Source organism: Flexivirga sp. B27 (assembly GCF_052905685.1).
On record NZ_JBPYUM010000001.1, the window covers coordinates 1,189,067 to 1,207,430 of the forward strand.

18 protein-coding genes are annotated in these 18,364 nt (G+C 68.4%); 5 read left to right on the forward strand and 13 right to left on the reverse strand.

Features of this window, described 5'->3' with window-relative positions:
• Window positions 1–15 precede the first annotated feature (15 nt).
• The 4 genes from ACSZL9_RS05480 to ACSZL9_RS05495 form a co-directional block, all read right to left on the reverse strand.
• Window positions 16–981, reverse strand: coding sequence for a septum formation family protein (locus tag ACSZL9_RS05480; RefSeq protein WP_446664455.1), 966 nt, complete (start codon window positions 979–981; stop codon window positions 16–18).
• Between the two features lie 166 nt (window positions 982–1,147).
• Window positions 1,148–2,224 carry a tRNA 2-thiouridine(34) synthase MnmA gene (gene mnmA, locus ACSZL9_RS05485; RefSeq protein ID WP_446664456.1) on the reverse strand — a complete coding sequence of 359 codons (1,077 nt, stop codon included), beginning with the start codon at window positions 2,222–2,224 and terminating at the stop codon, window positions 1,148–1,150.
• Complete coding sequence (locus tag ACSZL9_RS05490) at window positions 2,224–3,426, reverse strand: cysteine desulfurase family protein (RefSeq protein WP_446664457.1); 1,203 nt, start codon at window positions 3,424–3,426, stop codon at window positions 2,224–2,226. The genes mnmA and ACSZL9_RS05490 overlap by 1 nt, the downstream gene beginning before the upstream one ends.
• Window positions 3,427–3,515: 89 nt before the next feature.
• Window positions 3,516–3,848, reverse strand: a complete 333-nt coding sequence (locus ACSZL9_RS05495) for a hypothetical protein (protein ID WP_446664458.1) — start codon at window positions 3,846–3,848, stop codon at window positions 3,516–3,518.
• Between ACSZL9_RS05495 and ACSZL9_RS05500 the strand changes: the two genes are divergently transcribed.
• A complete protein-coding gene (locus ACSZL9_RS05500; protein ID WP_446664459.1) occupies window positions 3,817–4,590 on the forward strand; it encodes a hypothetical protein in 774 nt (257 codons plus the stop codon). The two genes, ACSZL9_RS05495 and ACSZL9_RS05500, sit on opposite strands and share 32 nt — an antisense overlap.
• Window positions 4,591–4,722: 132 nt before the next feature.
• Here the strand turns inward: ACSZL9_RS05500 and ACSZL9_RS05505 are convergent, their stop codons facing one another.
• The 4 genes from ACSZL9_RS05505 to ACSZL9_RS05520 all read right to left on the reverse strand — a co-directional run bounded on the left by ACSZL9_RS05505 (window position 4,723) and on the right by ACSZL9_RS05520 (window position 7,785).
• Entirely contained in the window at window positions 4,723–5,679 is a 957-nt protein-coding gene (locus ACSZL9_RS05505; RefSeq protein WP_446664460.1) for an electron transfer flavoprotein subunit alpha/FixB family protein, read from the reverse strand.
• A 108-nt stretch (window positions 5,680–5,787) separates the two neighbouring features.
• Window positions 5,788–6,573: an electron transfer flavoprotein subunit beta/FixA family protein gene (locus ACSZL9_RS05510; protein ID WP_446664461.1), complete on the reverse strand. Its 786-nt coding sequence runs from the start codon at window positions 6,571–6,573 to the stop codon at window positions 5,788–5,790.
• Window positions 6,574–6,752: 179 nt separating this feature from the next.
• Window positions 6,753–7,121: a hypothetical protein gene (locus ACSZL9_RS05515; RefSeq protein WP_446664462.1), complete on the reverse strand. Its 369-nt coding sequence runs from the start codon at window positions 7,119–7,121 to the stop codon at window positions 6,753–6,755.
• 103 nt (window positions 7,122–7,224) lie between these two features.
• A complete protein-coding gene (locus ACSZL9_RS05520; protein ID WP_446664463.1) occupies window positions 7,225–7,785 on the reverse strand; it encodes a hypothetical protein in 561 nt (186 codons plus the stop codon).
• Between the two features lie 108 nt (window positions 7,786–7,893).
• On the opposite strand from ACSZL9_RS05520, the gene glgX reads away from it, so the two are divergent.
• Complete coding sequence (glgX, locus tag ACSZL9_RS05525) at window positions 7,894–10,056, forward strand: glycogen debranching protein GlgX (RefSeq protein ID WP_446664464.1); 2,163 nt, start codon at window positions 7,894–7,896, stop codon at window positions 10,054–10,056.
• A gap of 121 nt (window positions 10,057–10,177) precedes the next feature.
• On the opposite strand, the gene ACSZL9_RS05530 is transcribed toward glgX, so the two are convergent.
• The 3 genes from ACSZL9_RS05530 to ACSZL9_RS05540 form a co-directional block, all read right to left on the reverse strand.
• Window positions 10,178–11,551, reverse strand: coding sequence for a GH1 family beta-glucosidase (locus ACSZL9_RS05530; protein WP_446664465.1), 1,374 nt, complete (start codon window positions 11,549–11,551; stop codon window positions 10,178–10,180).
• Window positions 11,552–11,671: 120 nt separating this feature from the next.
• On the reverse strand, window positions 11,672–12,688 hold the full coding sequence (locus ACSZL9_RS05535; RefSeq protein ID WP_446664466.1) for a LacI family DNA-binding transcriptional regulator: 1,017 nt from the start codon (window positions 12,686–12,688) through the stop codon (window positions 11,672–11,674).
• Window positions 12,689–12,738: 50 nt separating this feature from the next.
• Entirely contained in the window at window positions 12,739–13,323 is a 585-nt protein-coding gene (locus tag ACSZL9_RS05540) for a hypothetical protein (RefSeq protein ID WP_446664467.1), read from the reverse strand.
• A gap of 28 nt (window positions 13,324–13,351) precedes the next feature.
• Here ACSZL9_RS05540 and ACSZL9_RS05545 point away from each other — a divergent pair, with 28 nt between their 5' ends.
• On the forward strand, window positions 13,352–13,960 hold the full coding sequence (locus tag ACSZL9_RS05545; protein WP_446664468.1) for a TetR/AcrR family transcriptional regulator: 609 nt from the start codon (window positions 13,352–13,354) through the stop codon (window positions 13,958–13,960).
• Window positions 13,961–14,088: 128 nt separating this feature from the next.
• Here the strand turns inward: ACSZL9_RS05545 and ACSZL9_RS05550 are convergent, their stop codons facing one another.
• Both ACSZL9_RS05550 and ACSZL9_RS05555 read right to left on the reverse strand, forming a co-directional pair.
• Complete coding sequence (locus tag ACSZL9_RS05550; RefSeq protein WP_446664469.1) at window positions 14,089–14,529, reverse strand: hypothetical protein; 441 nt, start codon at window positions 14,527–14,529, stop codon at window positions 14,089–14,091.
• 43 nt (window positions 14,530–14,572) lie between these two features.
• Entirely contained in the window at window positions 14,573–14,935 is a 363-nt protein-coding gene (locus ACSZL9_RS05555; RefSeq protein ID WP_446664470.1) for a hypothetical protein, read from the reverse strand.
• 128 nt (window positions 14,936–15,063) lie between these two features.
• On the opposite strand from ACSZL9_RS05555, the gene ACSZL9_RS05560 reads away from it, so the two are divergent.
• Window positions 15,064–16,620 carry an FMN-binding glutamate synthase family protein gene (locus tag ACSZL9_RS05560; RefSeq protein ID WP_446664471.1) on the forward strand — a complete coding sequence of 519 codons (1,557 nt, stop codon included), beginning with the start codon at window positions 15,064–15,066 and terminating at the stop codon, window positions 16,618–16,620.
• The gene (locus tag ACSZL9_RS05565) at window positions 16,617–18,335 is read left to right on the forward strand and encodes a thiamine pyrophosphate-dependent enzyme (protein WP_446664472.1); all 1,719 of its coding nucleotides are present in this window, start codon (window positions 16,617–16,619) and stop codon (window positions 18,333–18,335) included. Before ACSZL9_RS05560 ends, ACSZL9_RS05565 begins: the two co-directional genes overlap by 4 nt.
• Window positions 18,336–18,364: the final 29 nt, after the last annotated feature.

The following is an 18,364-nucleotide window of genomic DNA, read 5'->3' on the forward strand; positions in this document are numbered from 1 at the left end:
CGTCACGTCTATCCGTTATTTGTAACTGGACAGCGGCTTGTTCTTCATGCCCTTGAGCGGCTTGGTGAACGTGCCGTTGGTGGCCTCGACGAAGCAGGCCGTCATCGTCGTGCCGCGCTTCCACCCGGACTCACCGGTGCTGTTCACCGCGGCGATCACGTCACCGCGGGTGGTGCCGAGGTACTTCTTGGCCAGCGGCACGCACTTCTTCAGCGCCCGCTTGTCGACGGTGTTGCTGCCGGGGTATTTGCCGTCCGGCTTGCCGATGACGTAGCCGCCGATGGTCTCGGCCTTGTGCGCCTCATCGCAGGGCACGATGTGCGGAGAGTCGGTCTTGCTGGGGCGGTCGCTGGTGCAGATGCGGTAGTCGGTGTAGCCCTTGGTCTTGATGCGGTTCTTCAACCGGTAGGTGATCTGCTCATAACCGGTGTCGTCCGGCTTGGTGACCGCGGCCGCACACACGATCTGCTTCGAGGCGTTGGGGTCGGTCGCCGTCGGCACCGGCTGGGCGAGGATCCGCGCGAAGCCGGCGTCCTTGTTACCGATGTAGGCAGCCAACTCGTTGTTGCACGTCCAGTTGCGCAGGATGCCGCGCTTGACCAGGTCGTCGGCGTACTTGCCGGTCTTGACCACCGAGATGACCTCCAGCTTGTGCTGCTGGTCGCACGGCGTGGACTCCCAATTGGTCGTGTCGTTGAGGCATTGTCCGGCCTTGAAAGCGGCCGGCGCTGCGCTGCTGCTCGCGCTCGGATCCGCGGACTCGGAGGACGGCGCCGACGATTCCGATGACGACGAGGACGACTCCGACGGCGAGGACTCCGAGGACGTGGCCGCCGTCGGGGCGGAAGCCGCCGTCGTCTTGCCGGGGGTCACCGTGACCCCGGAGTCGCTGCCGCCACAGGCAGCCAGCCCGAGGCACAACGTGCTGAGGGTCGCCACGGCGAGCAGCGGTCGAGTCGTGCGGTGGTCGGTCAGAGCCATGAGAATTTTCCTTTTGTTCCCGTCGATCCGCGGTAACGATAGCCGGTGGCGCGTCACCCCTCCTCCAGCCTTGACGATTCGGGCGCGGAAACGGTTGCACGTCTCACCTAGTGGCCGCTGCGGAGCAGTGCTCCCAGACGCGCCCGAGCGGGCGGGGCCGAGCCGCTCAGGCGCGGTCGGTGGCGGTGATCGTCGCGGACCCGACGACCCGGGTGCCGTCATACAGGACGACGGACTGGCCGGGCGCGACCCCGCGTGCCCGCTGGTCGAGCCGCACCGTCACCCGGTCACCGTCGGCGACGGCCGTGGCCGGGAATTCCTCTCCGTGCGCTCGCAATTGGGCGCCCACCTGCAGCTCACCGGTCGGTGCGGAACCGCACCACCGGGCGTGCTCTCCGATGACGACGTCGATGCCGAGCAGGTCCTGCGTGCCCACCACGACGGTGTTGGTGCTGGGCTGCACGTCGACGACGTAACGCTTCGCGCCGTCCTCGCGCGGCACCTGCAGACCGAGTCCGCGGCGCTGCCCGACGGTGTAGGCGAAGGCACCCTGGTGCTGCCCCACCACCTCACCGTCGCTGTCGACGATGTCACCCGGCTGCTCGCCGAGCCGCTTGGTCAACCAGCCCTTGGTGTCGCCGTCGGCGATGAAGCAGATGTCGTGGCTGTCGGGCTTCTTCGCGACCGAGAAGCCACGCGCTGCGGCCTCCTCGCGGATCTGCGGCTTGGTCGTGTCGCCCAGCGGGAAGAACGACCGGGCCAGCTGGTCGGCATCCAGAACGCCGAGCACGTAGGACTGGTCCTTGGCCATGTCGACCGCGCGGTGCAGCTCACGGCCGTTCGGGCCGTCGACGATCTGCGCGTAGTGACCGGTCGCGACCGCGTCGAATCCGAGCGCGAGTGCCTTGTCCAGCAGGGCCGCGAACTTGATCCGCTCGTTGCAGCGCAGGCACGGGTTGGGCGTGCGCCCGGCGGTGTATTCGGCGACGAAGTCCTCGACCACGTCCTCCTTGAACCGCTGTGCCATGTCCCAGACATAGAAAGGTATGCCGACCCGGTCGGCCACCCGGCGGGCGTCGCCAGCGTCCTCGATCGTGCAGCAGCCGCGCGCGGATTCGCGCAGTGTTGCTGCGGATTGGGACAGTGCCAGGTGCACACCGACCACCTCGTGACCGGCGTCGACCATCCGGGCGGCGGCGACTGCCGAGTCGACCCCGCCGCTCATCGCAGCGACCACCCGCATCAGCGACCACCCCTGCTCGCCGACCGAGCGCGGCGGGCCCGCTCGACGGCGGCCGGCAGCGCTTCGAGGAACGCCGCCACGTCGGCGTCGGTCGAGGTGTGCCCCAGCGTGAGGCGCAGCGCGCCGCGTGCATCGTCCTCGCTGATGCCCATCGCCAGCAGGACGTGGCTGGGTTGCGGCACGCCCGCCTGACATGCCGAGCCGGTCGAACACTCGATGCCCGCGGCGTCCAGCAGGTAGAGCAGCGAGTCACCGTCGCAGCCGGGCACCCGCAGGTGTGCGTTGCCGGCCAGTCGCGCGGACACGTTGCCGACCTCGTGGGCACCGGTCACCTCGATGTCCAGCCCGAGGTCGAGCGCACCGCGAATCAGCTTGTCCCGCAACGCAGCGAGCCGGTCCTGCTCCCCCGGGAGATCCTGTGTCGCGAGCGACGCCGCGAGCGCCATACCCCTGATGCCCGGGGTGTTGAGGGTGCCGCTGCGCAACTGGCGCTCCTGGCCACCACCGTGGGTGATCGGCGTCAGTGCGGCGTCCCGGCGGGCGAGGAGCACACCGGCGCCCAGCGGTCCGCCGAACTTGTGCGCGCTCGCGGTGAGCAGGTCCGCGCCCGACGCGGTGAAGTCGACCGGGACCTGACCGACTGCCTGCACCGCGTCGGTGTGCATCGGTATGCCGTGCTCGTGCGCCACAGCCGCGACGTCGGCCACCGGCTGGATCGTGCCCACCTCATTGTTGGCCCACATCATCGACACCAGCGCGACCGACGCCGGGTCCCGCTCGATCAGCTCACGCACCTGTGCGGGGTCGCTGCGGCCGAGGCGGTCGACCTCGATCCAGTCGACGGTGGCCCCGTCGTGATCCACGAGGTGCTCCACGGCGTCCAGGACCGCGTGGTGCTCGGTGGTGCCGACCAGCACCCGAGTGCGGCGCGGGTCCTGCGCGCGGCGGTGCCAGAAGGTGCCCTTGACCGCCAGGTTGTCCGACTCGGTGCCTCCGGAGGTGAAGACGACCTCCGAGGGGCCGCACCCCAGGGCCCGCGCGACGGCCTCACGGGACTCCTCGACGACCTTGCGGGCCGCCCGGCCCACGGTGTGCAACGACGAGGCGTTCCCGCCTGCGACGAGTTGCTCGCTGATCGCTGCGACGACCTCCGGGCGGGTCGGGGTCGTCGCCGCGTGGTCGAGGTATGCCGAGGAATTCACCCGTCAAGCGTACGCGCGACCGCAGCGGGCAACGGCGTCCGGTGAACCGGTGCGGCAGCGGGGTTTGCCAGACTATGCCGTGTGTCACTTCACGCAGGTCGTTCTCTGACTCGGTCACGCACAGCCGTCGCAGCCGTCGCGTGCGCGGCGACGTTCGGACTGGCGGGCTGCGGTTCGTCCGGCGGGAGCGCCGCCTCCCCGAACGGGAGCGGCGCATCGACCGGGTCGACCGGGCCGAGCAAGTGCTCGAGTACGTCGGCGGCGAACTTCACCGGCACGCCCCTGCCGTTCGGCACCGCTGCGCCGACCGGGTCCTCGTCCGCGCTGGAGATCAGCGCCGGCCGGCCACGGGTGAGCAGCGTGCCCTCGGGCCGCGACGGATATCGGCTGGTGCAGGTGCCGGTCAAGGCCGCCGTCCGCACCAACGGCACCTTCGCGATCGACCACGGCCAGTTCGAGCTCGTGGACCGCGCGGGGCACAGCTGCAAGCAGCCGTCCATCAACCCACTCGCCGGCGGCTTCGTCGCGCTCACCGTCGACGAGGCGAAGTCCGGCTCCGGATATGTCGCCTTCCTCGTCCCGAAGTCGGTGGCGTCGAACCTGCTCATGGTGCGCTACCTGCCCGCGACGGGGGCCGACTCCGCCAGCCTCGCGTGGCGCGCGGACGCCAAGACTCCCGCGCCGAGTCGGTCGACGGACTCCTGCGACGGTGAGAAGTCCGCGCTGAAGACGTCCGGGGCCGACAAGGGATCGTTCGGCAAGACCATCCGGCACGGTGACGACGTCGTCTCGATGTCGGTGCGCGCCGGCACGCCGCACCGCCGCGCCTTCGACCCCGGTCCGACCCAGCCCAACAACGTCGACGCGATCGACGTGAAGCTGCGGGTGAGCGCCGACGGCGCCGATGCGTATGTCGACCGGCGCTCCTTCGCCCTGGTCGACGGGTCGGGCCGGCTGTGTCGCAGCTCCGACACCAGCGCCGGCCAGACGCTGACCAGCGCGCTGGTGAAGAAGGGGCACTCGAAGGACTACACGATCGTGTTCTGGGTGCCGAAGGACAGCGCCATACACGGTCTGAAACTGCTGCAGCTGACCAAACCCGGTGGCTCGAAGGCCGAGTCGGTGTGGTCGGACCCGAAACTCACGCTGAAGCCGCTGACGTAGGTCTGTCGGCCGGTCCCCCGCACATCGAGGGGACCGGAAACACACCGAGCGGACCGGATAATCGGGTTGATTATCCGGTCCGCTCGGTAATTGCGTGTCCGCTCGGTCAGGAGCGGGCACGGGGGTGACGCCTCAGCTCTTGGCGGCCTTCACCGCCTCGTCGGCCTGCGGCAGCACGGTGAACAGGTCACCGACCACGCCGAAGTCGACCAACTCGAAGATCGGGGCTTCCTCGTCCTTGTTGACCGCGACGATCGTCTTGGACGTCTGCATCCCGGCGCGGTGCTGGATCGCACCGGAGATGCCGGCGGCGACATACAGCTGCGGGCTGACCTGCTTGCCGGTCTGACCCACCTGGTTGGAGTGGGGGTACCAGCCGGCGTCGACCGCGGCGCGCGACGCACCGACGGCGGCACCCAGCGTGTCGGCGAAGGCCTCGACCGGACCGAAGTCGCCGCCGGTGCCACGACCGCCGGACACCACGATCTGGGCGTCGGTCAGCTCGGGACGGCCGGACTTCTCCTTGGCCTCGGTGCCGGTGATCTTCGCTGCCTTGGCCACGTCGGAGACGGTGACCTCGACCGGGACCACGGTGGCGCCGGCCTGCTCGGCCTTCGGCGCGGTCGCGTTGGCCTTGACGGTCACGATCGCCGGGGACTTGGTGACCAGGGACGTCACCGTGTAGTTGGAGGCGAACGCCGACTGCGTGGTCTGCACGCCACCGTCACCGGCCTCGACATTGGTGGCGTCGGTGATGACACCGCCGCCGGTCTTGATCGCGAGGCGCGCACCGGCCTCCTTGTTGACACCGCTGGTCGGCAGCAGGACCGCGGCCGGGCTCGCCTGCTCGGCAACCGCGGCCAGCGCCTCGGCCAACGGCGCCGCGATGGCACCGGTGACGTCGGGGTTGTCCACCACGTAGACCTTGCCGGCGCCGAACTGCGCCAGCCGCGGGCGGGCGGCCTCGACGTTGCCGCCGATGAAGACCGCTGCCGGCTCACCCAGCGCACGCGCGAGCGTCAGCAGCTCGGCGGTGTTCTTCTTGACCTGTCCGTCGGTGTGATCGACCAGAACCAGGACTTCAGCCATGATGAATCTCCTTGCAATTTCTGTAAGTCAGTCGGGATCGCAGGTACGACGATGCCGGTCGGGCGAGCCTGCGAGCCCACCCGGAGGAGGAGTGCCTGCCAAGGGCGACTAGATCAGTTTTGCCTTGGCGAGGAACTCGGCCAGCTTGGTGCCGCCGTCGCCCTCATCGGTGACGATCTCGCCCTGCTCACGCGGCGGACGGGCCTGGAAGGACAGGACCTTGGTCGCGGCGTTGTCCAGCCCGACCTGCCCGGTGTCGACGCCCAGGTCGGCCAGCGACCAGGTCTCGACCGGCTTCTTCTTGGCCGCCATGATGCCCTTGAAGGAGGGGTAGCGCGGCTCGCTGATCTGGTCGGTCACCGAGACGACCGCCGGCAGCGGCGACTCGAAGGAGTCGGACGCGACATCGGAGTCGCGGCGGCCCTTCACCACTCCGTCGGCGACCTCGAGGGTCGACAGCTGCGTCACCTGCGGCAGGCCCAGGCGCTCGGCCAGCATCGCCGGGACCACGCTCATCGTGCCGTCGGTGGACGCCAGGCCCATCAGCACCAGCTCCGGCTTGCCGTCGGTGGCCTTCTTGATCGCCTCGGCCAGCACCAGCGAGGTCGCCGGCGCATCCGAGCCGTGGATCGCGTCGTCCAGCACGTGCACGCCCTTGTGCGCACCCATCTGCAACGCCTTCTTGATCGCGTCCGAGGCGGCCTCCGGGCCGACGGTCACGACCGTCACCTCGCCCTCCCCGGCTTCGACGATCTTCAGAGCTTCCTCAACGGCATACTCGTCGAGCTCGGACAACAGACCATCCACGTTCGAACGATCCGTCGTGTTGTCTTCATTGAACGTGCGGTCGGCTTGCGCATCCGGCACGTACTTGACACAGACCACGATGTTCATGCGTCTTTTGTCCTCTTCTTCTCACGGGTGCGAGTGTCTGACGTCAGTCAGCGGTCACGATTGGAGCCTGAGCGGCGCCTTCGCTGCGGCGATGGTATGCCGGGTCCGGCGGACCGTCGCCGACAGCATGCTACCCGCGAGTAACAACGCTCGAGAAACGCCCCCGGCTCGGTGCCGGCTCAGCGCTGGCGGATCCAGATGATGATCATGCCGACGACCGTCAGCGCGACGATGATCCACGGGGCGAGCTTGTTGAGCACGAATTGCAGGGTGCTCAGCCGCTGACCGGGAGCCACGACGAAGACGTCGGAGCGCGTCCCGGCCGCCAGGTCGAAGACGGCCGCGCCGACGACGATCACCGCGCCGACGACGAAGATCAGCCACGGCGGCACGCCGGCGGTGCTGTCGACCTCCTTGGCGATGCCGGTCCATCCCAGCAGCGCCACGAACATGCCGACCAGTCCGACGACCGCGACCGTGATCGCCACCAGCCGACTGCGGTCGGCCGCCGCGCTACCCGGGCTGACCGGGATCTGATCGGTGCTCATCTCCGCCTTTCGGTCTGAACGCCACCGAGGCCGGTGGTGACGCAGAGACTAGCGCCACCACCGGCCTCGGTGTAGGTGATCGGGACGAACTCTTGTTGCGGTCCTACTGCTGCTGGCCGTCCTCGGCGTCGCCCTGAGCAGCCTGCGCCATCGTCTGCGCGACCGCCGGCGGCTGGTCGGAGTTCGCGGCGTGCGGACCGTCGCTGGTGACGGCCTGGTGCCACAGCTGGACGGCGGTCAACACCATCTGCGTGGTCGACTGGACCAGCGCGGCCACGTCGTCGCCGGCTGCGACCAGATGCTCACCGGTGACGATGAGGTTGCCGTTGGCCAGGCCGGTCTTGACGATGTTGAGGCTCAGCGACACGTCGTTGGCAGCGAGCAACTGCTTGGTGATGTCCTGCGGCAGGTCGTCGGTGATCTGCCACTGGCCGAAGACGCGCATCATCGCGGGCTCGCCGTCGACGCAGCGCACGAAGAGCTGCTGGCCCTCGACCTTGTAGCTGACGTCGCCGTCGGCGTCGACCTCGGGACGGAAGCCCTCCCCCTGCAACGCGTCCAGCACGCGCTTCTGCAACTGGCCGTCTGCGGCCGGTGCACCGGACCCACCGGCAGACTCGGGCGCGGGCGGGGAGAAGTTGGGCAAGGAAGTCGGATCTGTCATGTGGGCCACGCTACTTCACCGTGGCACCGGGCGGCACTTCCCGGGTTCACCGGGCCGGTGAGCGGCACTTCCCGGGCCGACAGCCCGGAGATGACTACCCTCCGGTGGGTGCCCGAACCCACGAACGAGACCGCCATCGCCCGCACCTCACCCGACGCTCCCCCGGCGTTCGGCGCGACTGCGGACGCCGAGGGCGTCGAATTCAGTGTGTATGCCGGGAGCGCGACCGCTGTCGAGGTCTGCCTCTTCGACGGGGCCGGCACCGACGAGACCAGCACCGAACGCCGGGTCGCGTTGCACGAGCACGCGCACGGGGTCTGGGCCGGGCACGTTCCCGGCATCGGCGTCGGCCAGCTCTACGGCTACCGCGCACACGGCCCGTGGGATCCGACGCACGGGCACCGCTACAACGCCGCGAAGCTGTTGCTCGACCCGTACGCGCGCGGTGTCGTGGGCGAAATCGACTGGTGCCCGGAGGTTTTCGGGCACACGGTCGACGACAGTCTGAGCGGCGACGGTGGCGTGCAGGACGGCAGGGACAGCGCGCCATACACCGCCCGCAGCGTGGTCATCGGCAACGGTTTCGACTGGGGAGACGACCGGCCGCCGCACACCCCGTGGGATCGCACGCTGATCTACGAGACGCACGTGCGCGGATTGACCGAGCAGCTGCCCGAAGTGCCGGAGCACCTGCGCGGGACGTATGCCGGTGTCGCGCACCCCGCGACGATCGCGCACCTCACCCGACTCGGGGTGACCGCCGTCGAGCTGCTGCCGGTGCACGCCTTCACCTCCGAGCCGCAGCTGGTGCAGCGGGGCCTGACGAACTACTGGGGCTACAACACGCTCGGCTTCTTCGCGCCGCACCCCGCGTATGCGTCGGCGCAGTCCCCGCAGGAGGCCATCCACGAGTTCAAGGGCATGGTGAAGCTGCTGCACGCGGCCGGCATCGAGGTGATCCTCGACGTCGTCTACAACCACACCTGCGAGCAGGGCAGCGGCAGTGGTGCGACGTTGTCGTGGCGTGGCCTGTCGTCACAGTCCTACTACCGGCTCGACGAGCGCGGCAACGACGTGGACGTCACGGGCTGCGGCAACACCCTCGACATGCGACACCCGGAAACCGTTCGTATGGTGCTGGATTCGCTCCGCTACTGGGCGGCCGAGATGCGTGTCGACGGCTTCCGCTTCGACCTCGCGCCGGCACTCGCGCGCGGGCTGGACGACGCCTTCCACCCCGATCATCCCTTCCTGATGGCGCTGCGCACCGACCCGGTGCTGTCGCGGGTGAAGCTGATCGCCGAGCCGTGGGACGTCGGCTCGCACGGGTGGCGCACCGGACAGTTTCCGAGTCCGTTCGCGGACTGGAACGACCGCTTCCGTGACACGGTGCGTAGCTTCTGGCTGACCGATCTGGCCGCCGACTCCGCCGGTCACGGAGGCCACGGCGTCAGCGATCTCGGGACGCGCATCGCCGGGTCGCGTGACCTCTTCGGGTCACGCTCGCCGCTGGCGTCGATCAACATCGTCACGACGCACGACGGCTTCACAGCCGCCGACCTGACGGCATACGACGAGAAACACAACGAGGCGAACGGCGAGGACAACCGCGACGGCAGCAGCGACAACCGGTCGTGGAACTTCGGCGTCGAAGGGCACGAGTCGGCCGGTGACGACATCGAGGCGCTCCGCCGCCGCGCGATCCGCAACCTGCTGGCGACGATGCTCGTGTCGGCCGGGGTGCCGATGCTGCTGGGCGGTGACGAGTTCGGCCGCACCCAGCACGGCAACAACAACGCCTACTGCCAGGACAACGAGATCAGTTGGTACGACTGGGAGTTGACCGACCGGCAGCGAGACCTGATCGACACCACGGCGTTCCTGTCCGAGTTCCGCACTGCGCACCCCGTGCTGCGACAGCGCACGTTCTTCCCCGGCGACCCCATCGACGGGGACGCGCTCGCCGCGCTGCACTGGCACGGCGCAGACGGGTCGATCCTCACCGCGGACCAGTGGAACGACCCCGGCACCCGGATCCTCCAGGTGGTCTTCGACGGGTCGGACGTCGACGACGACCGAATCCTGTTGGTACTCAACGGAAGTGCGCGAGACACCGCCGTCCGGGTGCCCGAGCAACGCGGGGTCGACGCGTGGCAGTTGGCCTGGGACAGCGCGTGCGAGCGGCCGGACGAGCTGCCCAGCATGACGGTGCCGGTCGGTGACGAGCTGCCGGTCCGGGCCGGGTCTTTCGCCATACTCCTGGGCGCGTAGCACCGTCATGCTGGTCGAGTAGCGATGGAGGAGCGCAGCGGGGGAATCGCGTATCGAGACCACCGAATGTGGTCTCGATACACCTCCCCCGCTGCGCTCCTCCGGCACTCGACCAGCATTGCTACTCCACTTCGTGGGTGGCGATGACGTCGCGATACCAGCCGAAGCTGGCCTTGGGAGTGCGCTGCTGCGTCTCGTAATCGACGTGCACCAGGCCGAAGCGGGGCTGATAGCCACGCGCCCACTCGAAGTTGTCCATCAGCGACCACAGGTAATAACCGCGTATATCGACGCCCTGGTCCATCGCCGACCGGACCGCCGCGAGATGGTCGCCCACATACCGGATCCGGTCCTGGTCGTCGACGGTGCCGTCCGGGCCGACCACATCGGGGCAGGCGATGCCGTTCTCGGTGACGTAGATCGGGGGCAACGCGTCGCCGTACTCGTCACGCAGCCAGGTGAACAGTGCGGTGAACGCGTCGGCGTCGACCGGCCAGCCCATCTCGGTGAGGTACTCCCCCTCATGGATGACCTGCTCGGTGCCGAGGTCGGAAGCCACCCGCTTCGCCGGGTCGGGCTCGTCGTGCGCGACCGCCTTGGGACGGGTCGGGAAGTAGAAGTTGACCCCAAGGAAGTCCAGCGGCTGGTGGGCGGTCGCCAGGTCGCAGTCCTGGATCCAGGAGAAGTCGGTGATGCCTGCCCAGACCTCGCGTGCGAGGGCCGGGTATGTCCCCTTCAGCACCGGCTCGGTGAAGATCAGGTTGTCGATCAACATGCTGCGGCGCGCTGCGTCCGCGTCGGCCTGTGAGTCCGAGACCTGTTGCACCGAAGCAAGATTCAGCGTGATGCCGACCTCAGCGTCCGGCACAGCAGCGCGGACCCGCTGAGCGGCCAGGCCGTGAGCGAGCATCAGATGGTGGGCGGCCTTGAGCGCGCCCTCACCCTCCTGCACTCCCGGCGCGTGGACGCCCTCGGAGTAACCGAGGATCGAGGAGCAGAAGGGCTCGTTGAGGGTGATCCACCGCTTCACCCGGTCTCCCAGGTGCTCGGCCGCCACCGCGGCATACTCCGCGAACTGCTCGGCGGTCGAGCGCTCCCGCCAGCCGCCGCGGTCCTCCAGCGCCTGCGGCAGGTCCCAGTGATAGAGCGTGGCCGCAGGCTCGATGCCGGCCGCGAGCAGCTCGTCGACGAGCTTGTCGTAGAACGCCAGGCCTGCGGCGTTGACCGGTCCGTCGTCGGGCTTGATCCGGGGCCACGCGAGCGAGAAGCGATAGCTGTCGAGGCCGAGCTGCCGCATGAGCTCGATGTCCTCGCCGAACCGGTGGTAGTGATCGCAGGCGATGTCGCCGTTCTCGTCCGCCACCACCTTGCCGGGCGTGTGGCTGAACGTGTCCCAGATCGAAGGCCGTCGGCCGTCCTCAGCCACTGCGCCTTCGATCTGGTATGACGCCGTCGCTGCGCCGAAGACGAAGTCGGGCGGGAACTGAGCTGTCACGGTGGTGCTCCTCTCCAGGGGCTCCTGGGGCGTGGGCGGGAAAGATCGGATGCGGGCATCCGATCATACTTACGCGATTAAGTGAAGGTGTTGCCGCAAACTGCCGTGCGCGGCGACGACTCAGGCCGGCCGACCCGAGCTCTCCCGCACCTGCAACTGCGAGCCCGGCACGGCGACATGCCCGGGGTGGGCGCCCGCGACCAGGTCGAGCAGCGCTGCGGCGGCCTTCCGGCCGTAGGCCACGTTGTCGCGACTCAGCGCAGTGAGCTCAGGATCGACCGCGCGCGTCAGCGGCGAATCGTCCCAGCTCACAACGGAAATCTCGCCTGGGACGGCAACTCCCGCCGCCCGCAGCGCCCGCAGCGCGGCGACGGACATGTGGTCGTTGGCGAAGACCATCGCGGTCGGCCGATCCAGCCGGTCGAGCAGCTGACAGACCGCCCGTCGGGCACTCTCGGGGCCGTAACTGCCTTCCAGCGAGGTCACCGACATACCGTGCACGCCGGCCGCCGCCTGCAGACCGCCCCGACGGGCCCGCTCGTGGACGAAAGCCTGCGGCCCGGTCACGTGCGCGATCCGCGTGTGGCCGAGACCCGCAAGGTGATCGACGATCAACGCCGCATCGGCAGCCTGGTCGGTCCAGATGCACGGCAACGTGCTGTTGTCGCGCGGGCCACCGCAGAGCACGGCGGGCAACCCGATCTCCTCGACTGCAGCGACGCGTTCGTCCCGATGGCGCTCGTCGACCAGGATGACGCCGTCGATCCGACCCTCCCCCCACCAGCGTCGGTAGGTCTCGATCTCGACCGCGGGCTTGTCACCGATGACACGCAGGAGCAGGCTCCAGCCCCGCTCCTCGAGCACACTCTCGACCCCTGCCAGGAACTCGAAGAAGAAGGAATCGACGGCGAAGGTGTCCGTCGGCCGGGAGAGAGCCAGCCCGATCACCTTGATGGCGGAGCCGCCCAGGGCCTTCGCGCTGGCGCTGGGGTGCCAGCCGAGCTCGACCGCGAGGTCGAGGACGCGGGCTCTGGTGTCCTCCGCGACGCCCGGTTGTCCGTTGAGCGCGTAGGAGACCGCGGCGCGCGAGATGCCCAACCGATGGGCGATGTCGGCCATCGTCGCCTTGTGCGCCATCAGCCCTCCATCGGCCCGTCCGATACTCGACCTGGCCAACGTACTCGGGATCAGCGCGCCACCGGCCACGAACGGCGGGCAGCCGCCGCCCCGATCGTGCGGGCCGCGGGCACGCGCTTGCGGCGCCGGCCGGCGGACGCAACGACATACCGCCATCGGGTGCCCTGCGGCCATCGTCTCGCCGGGTAGTGGCCGCCACCGTGCGCGACGTCGTCCAGGAGGTGCTCCAGCAGAGCGTCGTGCAACTGGATCACGAAGAGCCGAACCTGCGCTGACGGCCGCCGGATCCGCGCCTCGTGGACGACGGCGTCGGCCTCGAGACGAAACTCGTGCCAGCCGTCGAGTTCGTCGAATTGGAAGCGCACGCGGTCCGGCTCGGACTCGATCACGTGGTAGCGAATCGGCCCGTGCCCGCCTGTCGAGCCGACGTTCAGCCCGTCGTCGAGCACCAGCTGCGGCCACACGTCGCCGGGCCAGATCCGCGCCGACGGATCGAGCAACGCCAGCAGGAGCCGGTCCGCCAGCTCGGCATCCACCCGCCGGCGGTGCACGCTGACCAGCCAGTCGCCGTCCCGGCGTGACCACGGGGTGATGTCCCTGGACGGAGTTTTTAGAATATGCCTTCTAGAATTCATACTCGTAAATTACGCTAGGCTGCCTGCCATGGCAAGACCCGCAAAATTCACCGACGATGATCTACTCGACGCCGCATGCAGCAGCGTCCACACGCACGGTCGTGATGCGACGATCGGCCAGATCGCAGCGTCCGCGGGGGCGCCGGTCGGCTCGATCTACCACCGCTTCGGATCGCGTGAAGAGTTGCTGATCCGCCTGTGGATCCGCGAGATCCGGACCTTCCAGCGCGGACTGTTCAAGCCGGACGGGTCGCCCGATGCCGCGCACGCACTCGAATCCGCGGCAGTCCACGTGGTCCGCTACTGCCGCGAGCACCCCGCGCAGGCATTCGCACTGACGCTCTACCGACAGAAGGTCGCGGCGGCGCAGGCTCCTGCAGAGGTGGCCGACGAGGTGCGGCACCTCAACGACGATGTCCTCGAGACGATGACCCACCTGACGAGGAGCTATTACGGCCGGGCCACGCAACATCGGCTGGACGTCGTCCGCACGGCCTGCCAGCAGAGCCCTTACGGGCTGGTCCGGCCGTATGTCGGTCGGCGTGACCAGACCGCCGCGGTGCCCGCCTGGCTGGATGACGCTGTGCGGGTGTCCACCCGGGCGATCCTCGGAGTCGGCGGGCCGGCCAAGGGCTGATGCACGCCGGTGCCCCGGTCACGCGCCTCCCCTGGGGAGAGTTGTGCACGCCCGGACCCGGCATACCCGCACACACCCCGACACTGGGGAGACTCGTGCACGCCCCCGAGGTGACGTCGTGAAATCGTTCAGGCTCGGCCAGGACGATTCAGGTTGTGTCGCAACCACCAGAGCCCGAGGATCGGCAGGATCAGCGGGACGTAGCCGTAGCCCTGACCGAATTTTGACCAGACCGTCGTGTCACCGGCGCTGCCCTGGGCGACGAACGCAGCCTTGTCGGCATACGACCAGATGCCGACCGCGATGACGCCGAAGAGCTCGAAACTGATGGTTGCCAGGGCGACTCGCGCGCTGGCCCGGTCGCCGCGAGCGAGCGCGACGGTCGCGACCAGATAGACCACTGCCGCCACTGCCGACAGCCAGTACGGAAGGTGCTGGTCGGGCCAGGTCTGCGCGATCTGCATGATCGACCGCCCGGTCGCGGCCAGGCCGAGCAGGCCGTAGACGGCCACCAGCATGCGACCCGGGCCGCTGTTGATCCGTGCCGCTGTTGTGTTCTTGGACGTCATGTCATTCCTGGCCGAGCATCATCGGAAGAAACCTCGCATGCTGTCATTGTCCGTTCCAGAGCTGTAGGAGGCGGGCGACCATCACCAGCAGACCGAGCGTCGCTACCAGCAGAACGCCTGTCCCCCAACGGGATTCACGCTCCGCGACACCCCAGAACCCGGCGACCGGCAGGACACACACCAGACCGGCGAGATAGGCGATGAACAGCCCCTTGGACATGTGCGAGTCGGCATCCTCCAGACGCACGAAGCCGACGACCAGCTGCGCGATGACGGCAATCTCCGCTGCGCAGGCGAGGTAGAACATCGGGTTGTCGACCGGACGGCCGCGCAGGGTCAATATCGCTGCATAGATGGCCAACACCGCAAGCAATGCGATAAGCACGGTGGTGAGGGGCAGCAGCACCCGAACATCGTACGGACACGGCCGACTCAGCTTCCACGCAGCCGCGACACGCACCATGACCGGGCAAGCCACTACCCCTCGGCCCGACGGTCCGGCCGGGTCGGACGATGACGAAGAGGAGCAAACGCATGGTGCGATGGCAGCAAGTGACGACGGCCGCCGCGGCAGGATCGATCGTCGGCCTGGCAGTGCGCGACGTGGTGCAGCGCCAGCACTCGGTGCTGCGCAACTACCCGGTGCTCGGTCACATGCGGTATCTGCTGGAGGACATCCGGCCCGAGATCCAGCAGTACTTCATCGAGCGCAACTGGGACGGCCGGCCGTTCGACCGTGACACCCGCTCGGTCATCTACCAGCGCGCCAAGGGCACTCACGGCGAGCAGCCGTTCGGGACCGAGCGGGACGTCGAGCGAGCAGGTTACGAAGCCCTGGTCCACTCGACCGCACCCTTGGAAGCACCCGACACTCCGCCGCGGGTCCGCATCGGCGGACCCGACTGCTCACAGCCCTACGACATGTCACTGCTCAACGTCTCCGCGATGAGCTTCGGCGCCCTGTCCGCCAACGCGATCCGTGCACTCAACAAGGGTGCGAAGCTCGGCGGCTTCGCGCACGACACCGGCGAGGGCGGGCTGACGCCATACCACCAGGAGCATGGCGGCGATCTGGTCTGGGAGATCGGCTCGGGCTACTTCGGCACCCGCACCAAGGACGGCGACTTCGACCCGGAACTCTTCCAGGACAAAGCATCCGAGGACCAGGTCAAGTGTGTGTCGCTCAAGCTCAGCCAGGGCGCCAAGCCCGGTATCGGCGGCGTACTGCCGGCCGCCAAGGTCACCGCCGAGATCGCGAAGTTCCGCGGCGTCCCGGAGGGCGAGAAGTGCGTCAGCCCAGCACGACACAGGGTCTTCTCCACGCCGGTCGAACTCATCGAATTCATCGCGAAGATGCGGGAGCTCAGCGGCGGCAAACCGGCCGGCTTCAAACTCTGCGTCGGATCCCGGCGCGACGTGCTGGCGATCTGCAAGGCGATCCGCGAGGTCGGCACCGCACCTGACTTCATCATCGTCGACGGCTCGGAGGGCGGCACTGGCGCGGCACCGCTGGAATACGAGGACCACGTGGGTATGTCGCTCACCCACGGCCTGATGACGGTGCACAACGCGCTGGTCGGGACCGGCCTGCGGGACAGCATCAAGCTGGGCGCCAGCGGCAAGGTCGCGGGCGGCGCCGACATCGTCAAGCGCCTGATCCAAGGGGCCGACTACACCAACTCCGCGCGCGCCATGATGATGGCGATCGGCTGCATCCAGGCACAGGAATGCCACACCGGCAAGTGCCCTGTCGGTGTGGCCACGCAGAACAAGCGGCGTGCCCGGGCGCTCGACGTGCCCAGCAAGAGCGAGCGAGTGCATCGCTATCACAAGGCAACGGTCGAGCAGGCAGCACAGATCATGGCCACGCTGGGTGCCCGGGCGCCGCACGAGCTCAGCCCGCACATGCTCCGGCACAACATCTCGCCCAATGAAAGTCGTAGCTACGCCGAGCTGTTCACCTGGTTGCAACCTGGTGAGCTGCTGCAGGGCGCACCGCACGAGTGGGTGGCGGACTGGCAGGCCGCGAGCGCCGACAGCTTCAGCCCGCAACTGTCGGTCTACCGGGCCGGAGAGGGGAGGACCGCATGAGCACCGTCGCCGAACTCATCGTCGCGGCACTGGCCGACCACGGCGTCACCCAGGTGTGGGGCGTGGTGGGCGATGCACTCAACCCGGTGACCGACGCCATCCGGCGACAGGACGGCATCGAGTGGATCGGGGTGCGTCACGAGGAAGCCGCCGCGTTCGCGGCCGGCGCGCAGGCACAGCTCACCGGTCGCATCGGGGTCTGTATGGGCACCGTCGGCCCCGGCTCGATCCACCTGCTCAACGGTCTGTATGACGCGAAGAAATCTCACGCCCCGGTGTTGGCGATCTGCGGACAGGTGCCGACGCCCGACATCGGCACCGACTTCTTCCAGGAGGTCAACAACGACGTCCTCTTCGCCGACGTCAGCGACTTCGCGCAAACTGTCACCAGCTCCGGGCAGCTGCCGCAACTGCTCGAGCAGGCGGTCAACACGGCATACGCCGAGCAGGGGGTGGCGGTGCTGACGCTGCCCGGGGACGTCGGCTCGCTGGAGGTCGAGGACAGCAGGGACCCGCAGTTCGCTCCCCGGTCCGCGGAGGTCGCCGCTCCGGCGGACGAGGTCCGCGCTGCTGCCGAGGTGCTCAACGATGCCGACAAGGTCACCCTGCTCGTCGGTTGTGGAGCCGCACAGGACCGCGACGAGGTGTTGTCACTCGCCGAGACGTTGAAAGCCCCCATGGTGTTGACCCTCAAGGCGAAGGCCGGCCTCGATGCGGACAACCCCTACCAGATCGGCCAGTCCGGTCTGATCGGCAATCCGTCCACCAAGAAGGCCTTCGACGACTGCGACACCCTCTTCCTGATCGGCACCGACTTTCCCTACCGGGACTGGTATCCGGAGGGCAAGACGGTCATCGCGCTCAACTCCCGCGCCGGCCACATCGGTCGTCGTACCCCGGTCGACCACGGTCTGGTCGGGCATGCAGGGCCGACTCTGCGCGCGCTGGAGCCGTTACTGACGGCCAAGCGCAGTGACAAGCACCTGAAGACTGCAACCAGCGCGTATGCCGGATGGCTCGAGGACCAGGCTCGGCTGACCGATCCACGTCACGACCGGAAGTTCCTCGGCAAGCTGCGCAGCAAGGCAGACAACCCGGATGAACGCATCCGGCCGGAGCTCGTCGCGGCCGCCCTGAACCGGCATGCGTCCGACGACGCGGTCTTCACCAGCGACACGGGTATGTCGTCGGTCTGGATCAGCCGCTTCGTGCAGATGCGGGGTGACCGCAAGCTGATCGGCTCCTACAACCTGGGTTCGATGGCGAATGCGATGCCGCAGGCACTCGGCATACAGGCGGTGGACCGGAGCCGTCAGGTGATCGCCAACTGCGGCGACGGCGGGCTGATGATGCTGCTCGGCGATCTGCGGACCGCCGTGAGCTATCGGCTACCGGTGACGTTCGTCGTCTACGACAACGGACGGCTCGGCATGGTCAAGCTCGAGCAGGAGGAGGGCGGTCTGCCGGAGTTCGGCACGCAGCTGGACAACCCGGACCTGGCCGGGGTCGCAGCATCGCTCGGACTGGAATCACGCCGGGTCGCCGACGCGAACGACGTGGATGCCGCCGTCCAGGAGGCCCTGGCGCACGACGGACCGTTCCTGCTGGATTTCCTGACCAATCCCGACGAGATCGCACTGCCGCCGAAGCCGACGACCGCACAGGCGTGGGGATTCGCGATCGCCAAGTCGAAGGAATTCCTCGAGAGCAGGTAGCACCCCTACCTGGCCGAGGAGTACTTGTC

Excerpts from the sequence above, each read along its gene's own strand:
- ACSZL9_RS05510 (WP_446664461.1), bottom strand. The coding sequence starts at position 6,573 with ATGAACATCGTGGTCTGTGTCAAGTACGTGCCGGATGCGCAAGCCGAC.
- ACSZL9_RS05550 (WP_446664469.1), bottom strand. The coding sequence starts at position 14,529 with ATGACGTCCAAGAACACAACAGCGGCACGGATCAACAGCGGCCCGGGT.
- ACSZL9_RS05545 (WP_446664468.1), top strand. The coding sequence starts at position 13,352 with ATGGCAAGACCCGCAAAATTCACCGACGATGATCTACTCGACGCCGCA.
- ACSZL9_RS05480 (WP_446664455.1), bottom strand. The coding sequence starts at position 981 with ATGGCTCTGACCGACCACCGCACGACTCGACCGCTGCTCGCCGTGGCG.
- ACSZL9_RS05535 (WP_446664466.1), bottom strand. The coding sequence starts at position 12,688 with ATGGCGCACAAGGCGACGATGGCCGACATCGCCCATCGGTTGGGCATC.
- ACSZL9_RS05565 (WP_446664472.1), top strand. The coding sequence starts at position 16,617 with ATGAGCACCGTCGCCGAACTCATCGTCGCGGCACTGGCCGACCACGGC.
- ACSZL9_RS05505 (WP_446664460.1), bottom strand. The coding sequence starts at position 5,679 with ATGGCTGAAGTCCTGGTTCTGGTCGATCACACCGACGGACAGGTCAAG.
- ACSZL9_RS05515 (WP_446664462.1), bottom strand. The coding sequence starts at position 7,121 with ATGAGCACCGATCAGATCCCGGTCAGCCCGGGTAGCGCGGCGGCCGAC.
- ACSZL9_RS05520 (WP_446664463.1), bottom strand. The coding sequence starts at position 7,785 with ATGACAGATCCGACTTCCTTGCCCAACTTCTCCCCGCCCGCGCCCGAG.
- ACSZL9_RS05560 (WP_446664471.1), top strand. The coding sequence starts at position 15,064 with ATGGTGCGATGGCAGCAAGTGACGACGGCCGCCGCGGCAGGATCGATC.
- mnmA (WP_446664456.1), bottom strand. The coding sequence starts at position 2,224 with ATGCGGGTGGTCGCTGCGATGAGCGGCGGGGTCGACTCGGCAGTCGCC.
- ACSZL9_RS05540 (WP_446664467.1), bottom strand. The coding sequence starts at position 13,323 with ATGAATTCTAGAAGGCATATTCTAAAAACTCCGTCCAGGGACATCACC.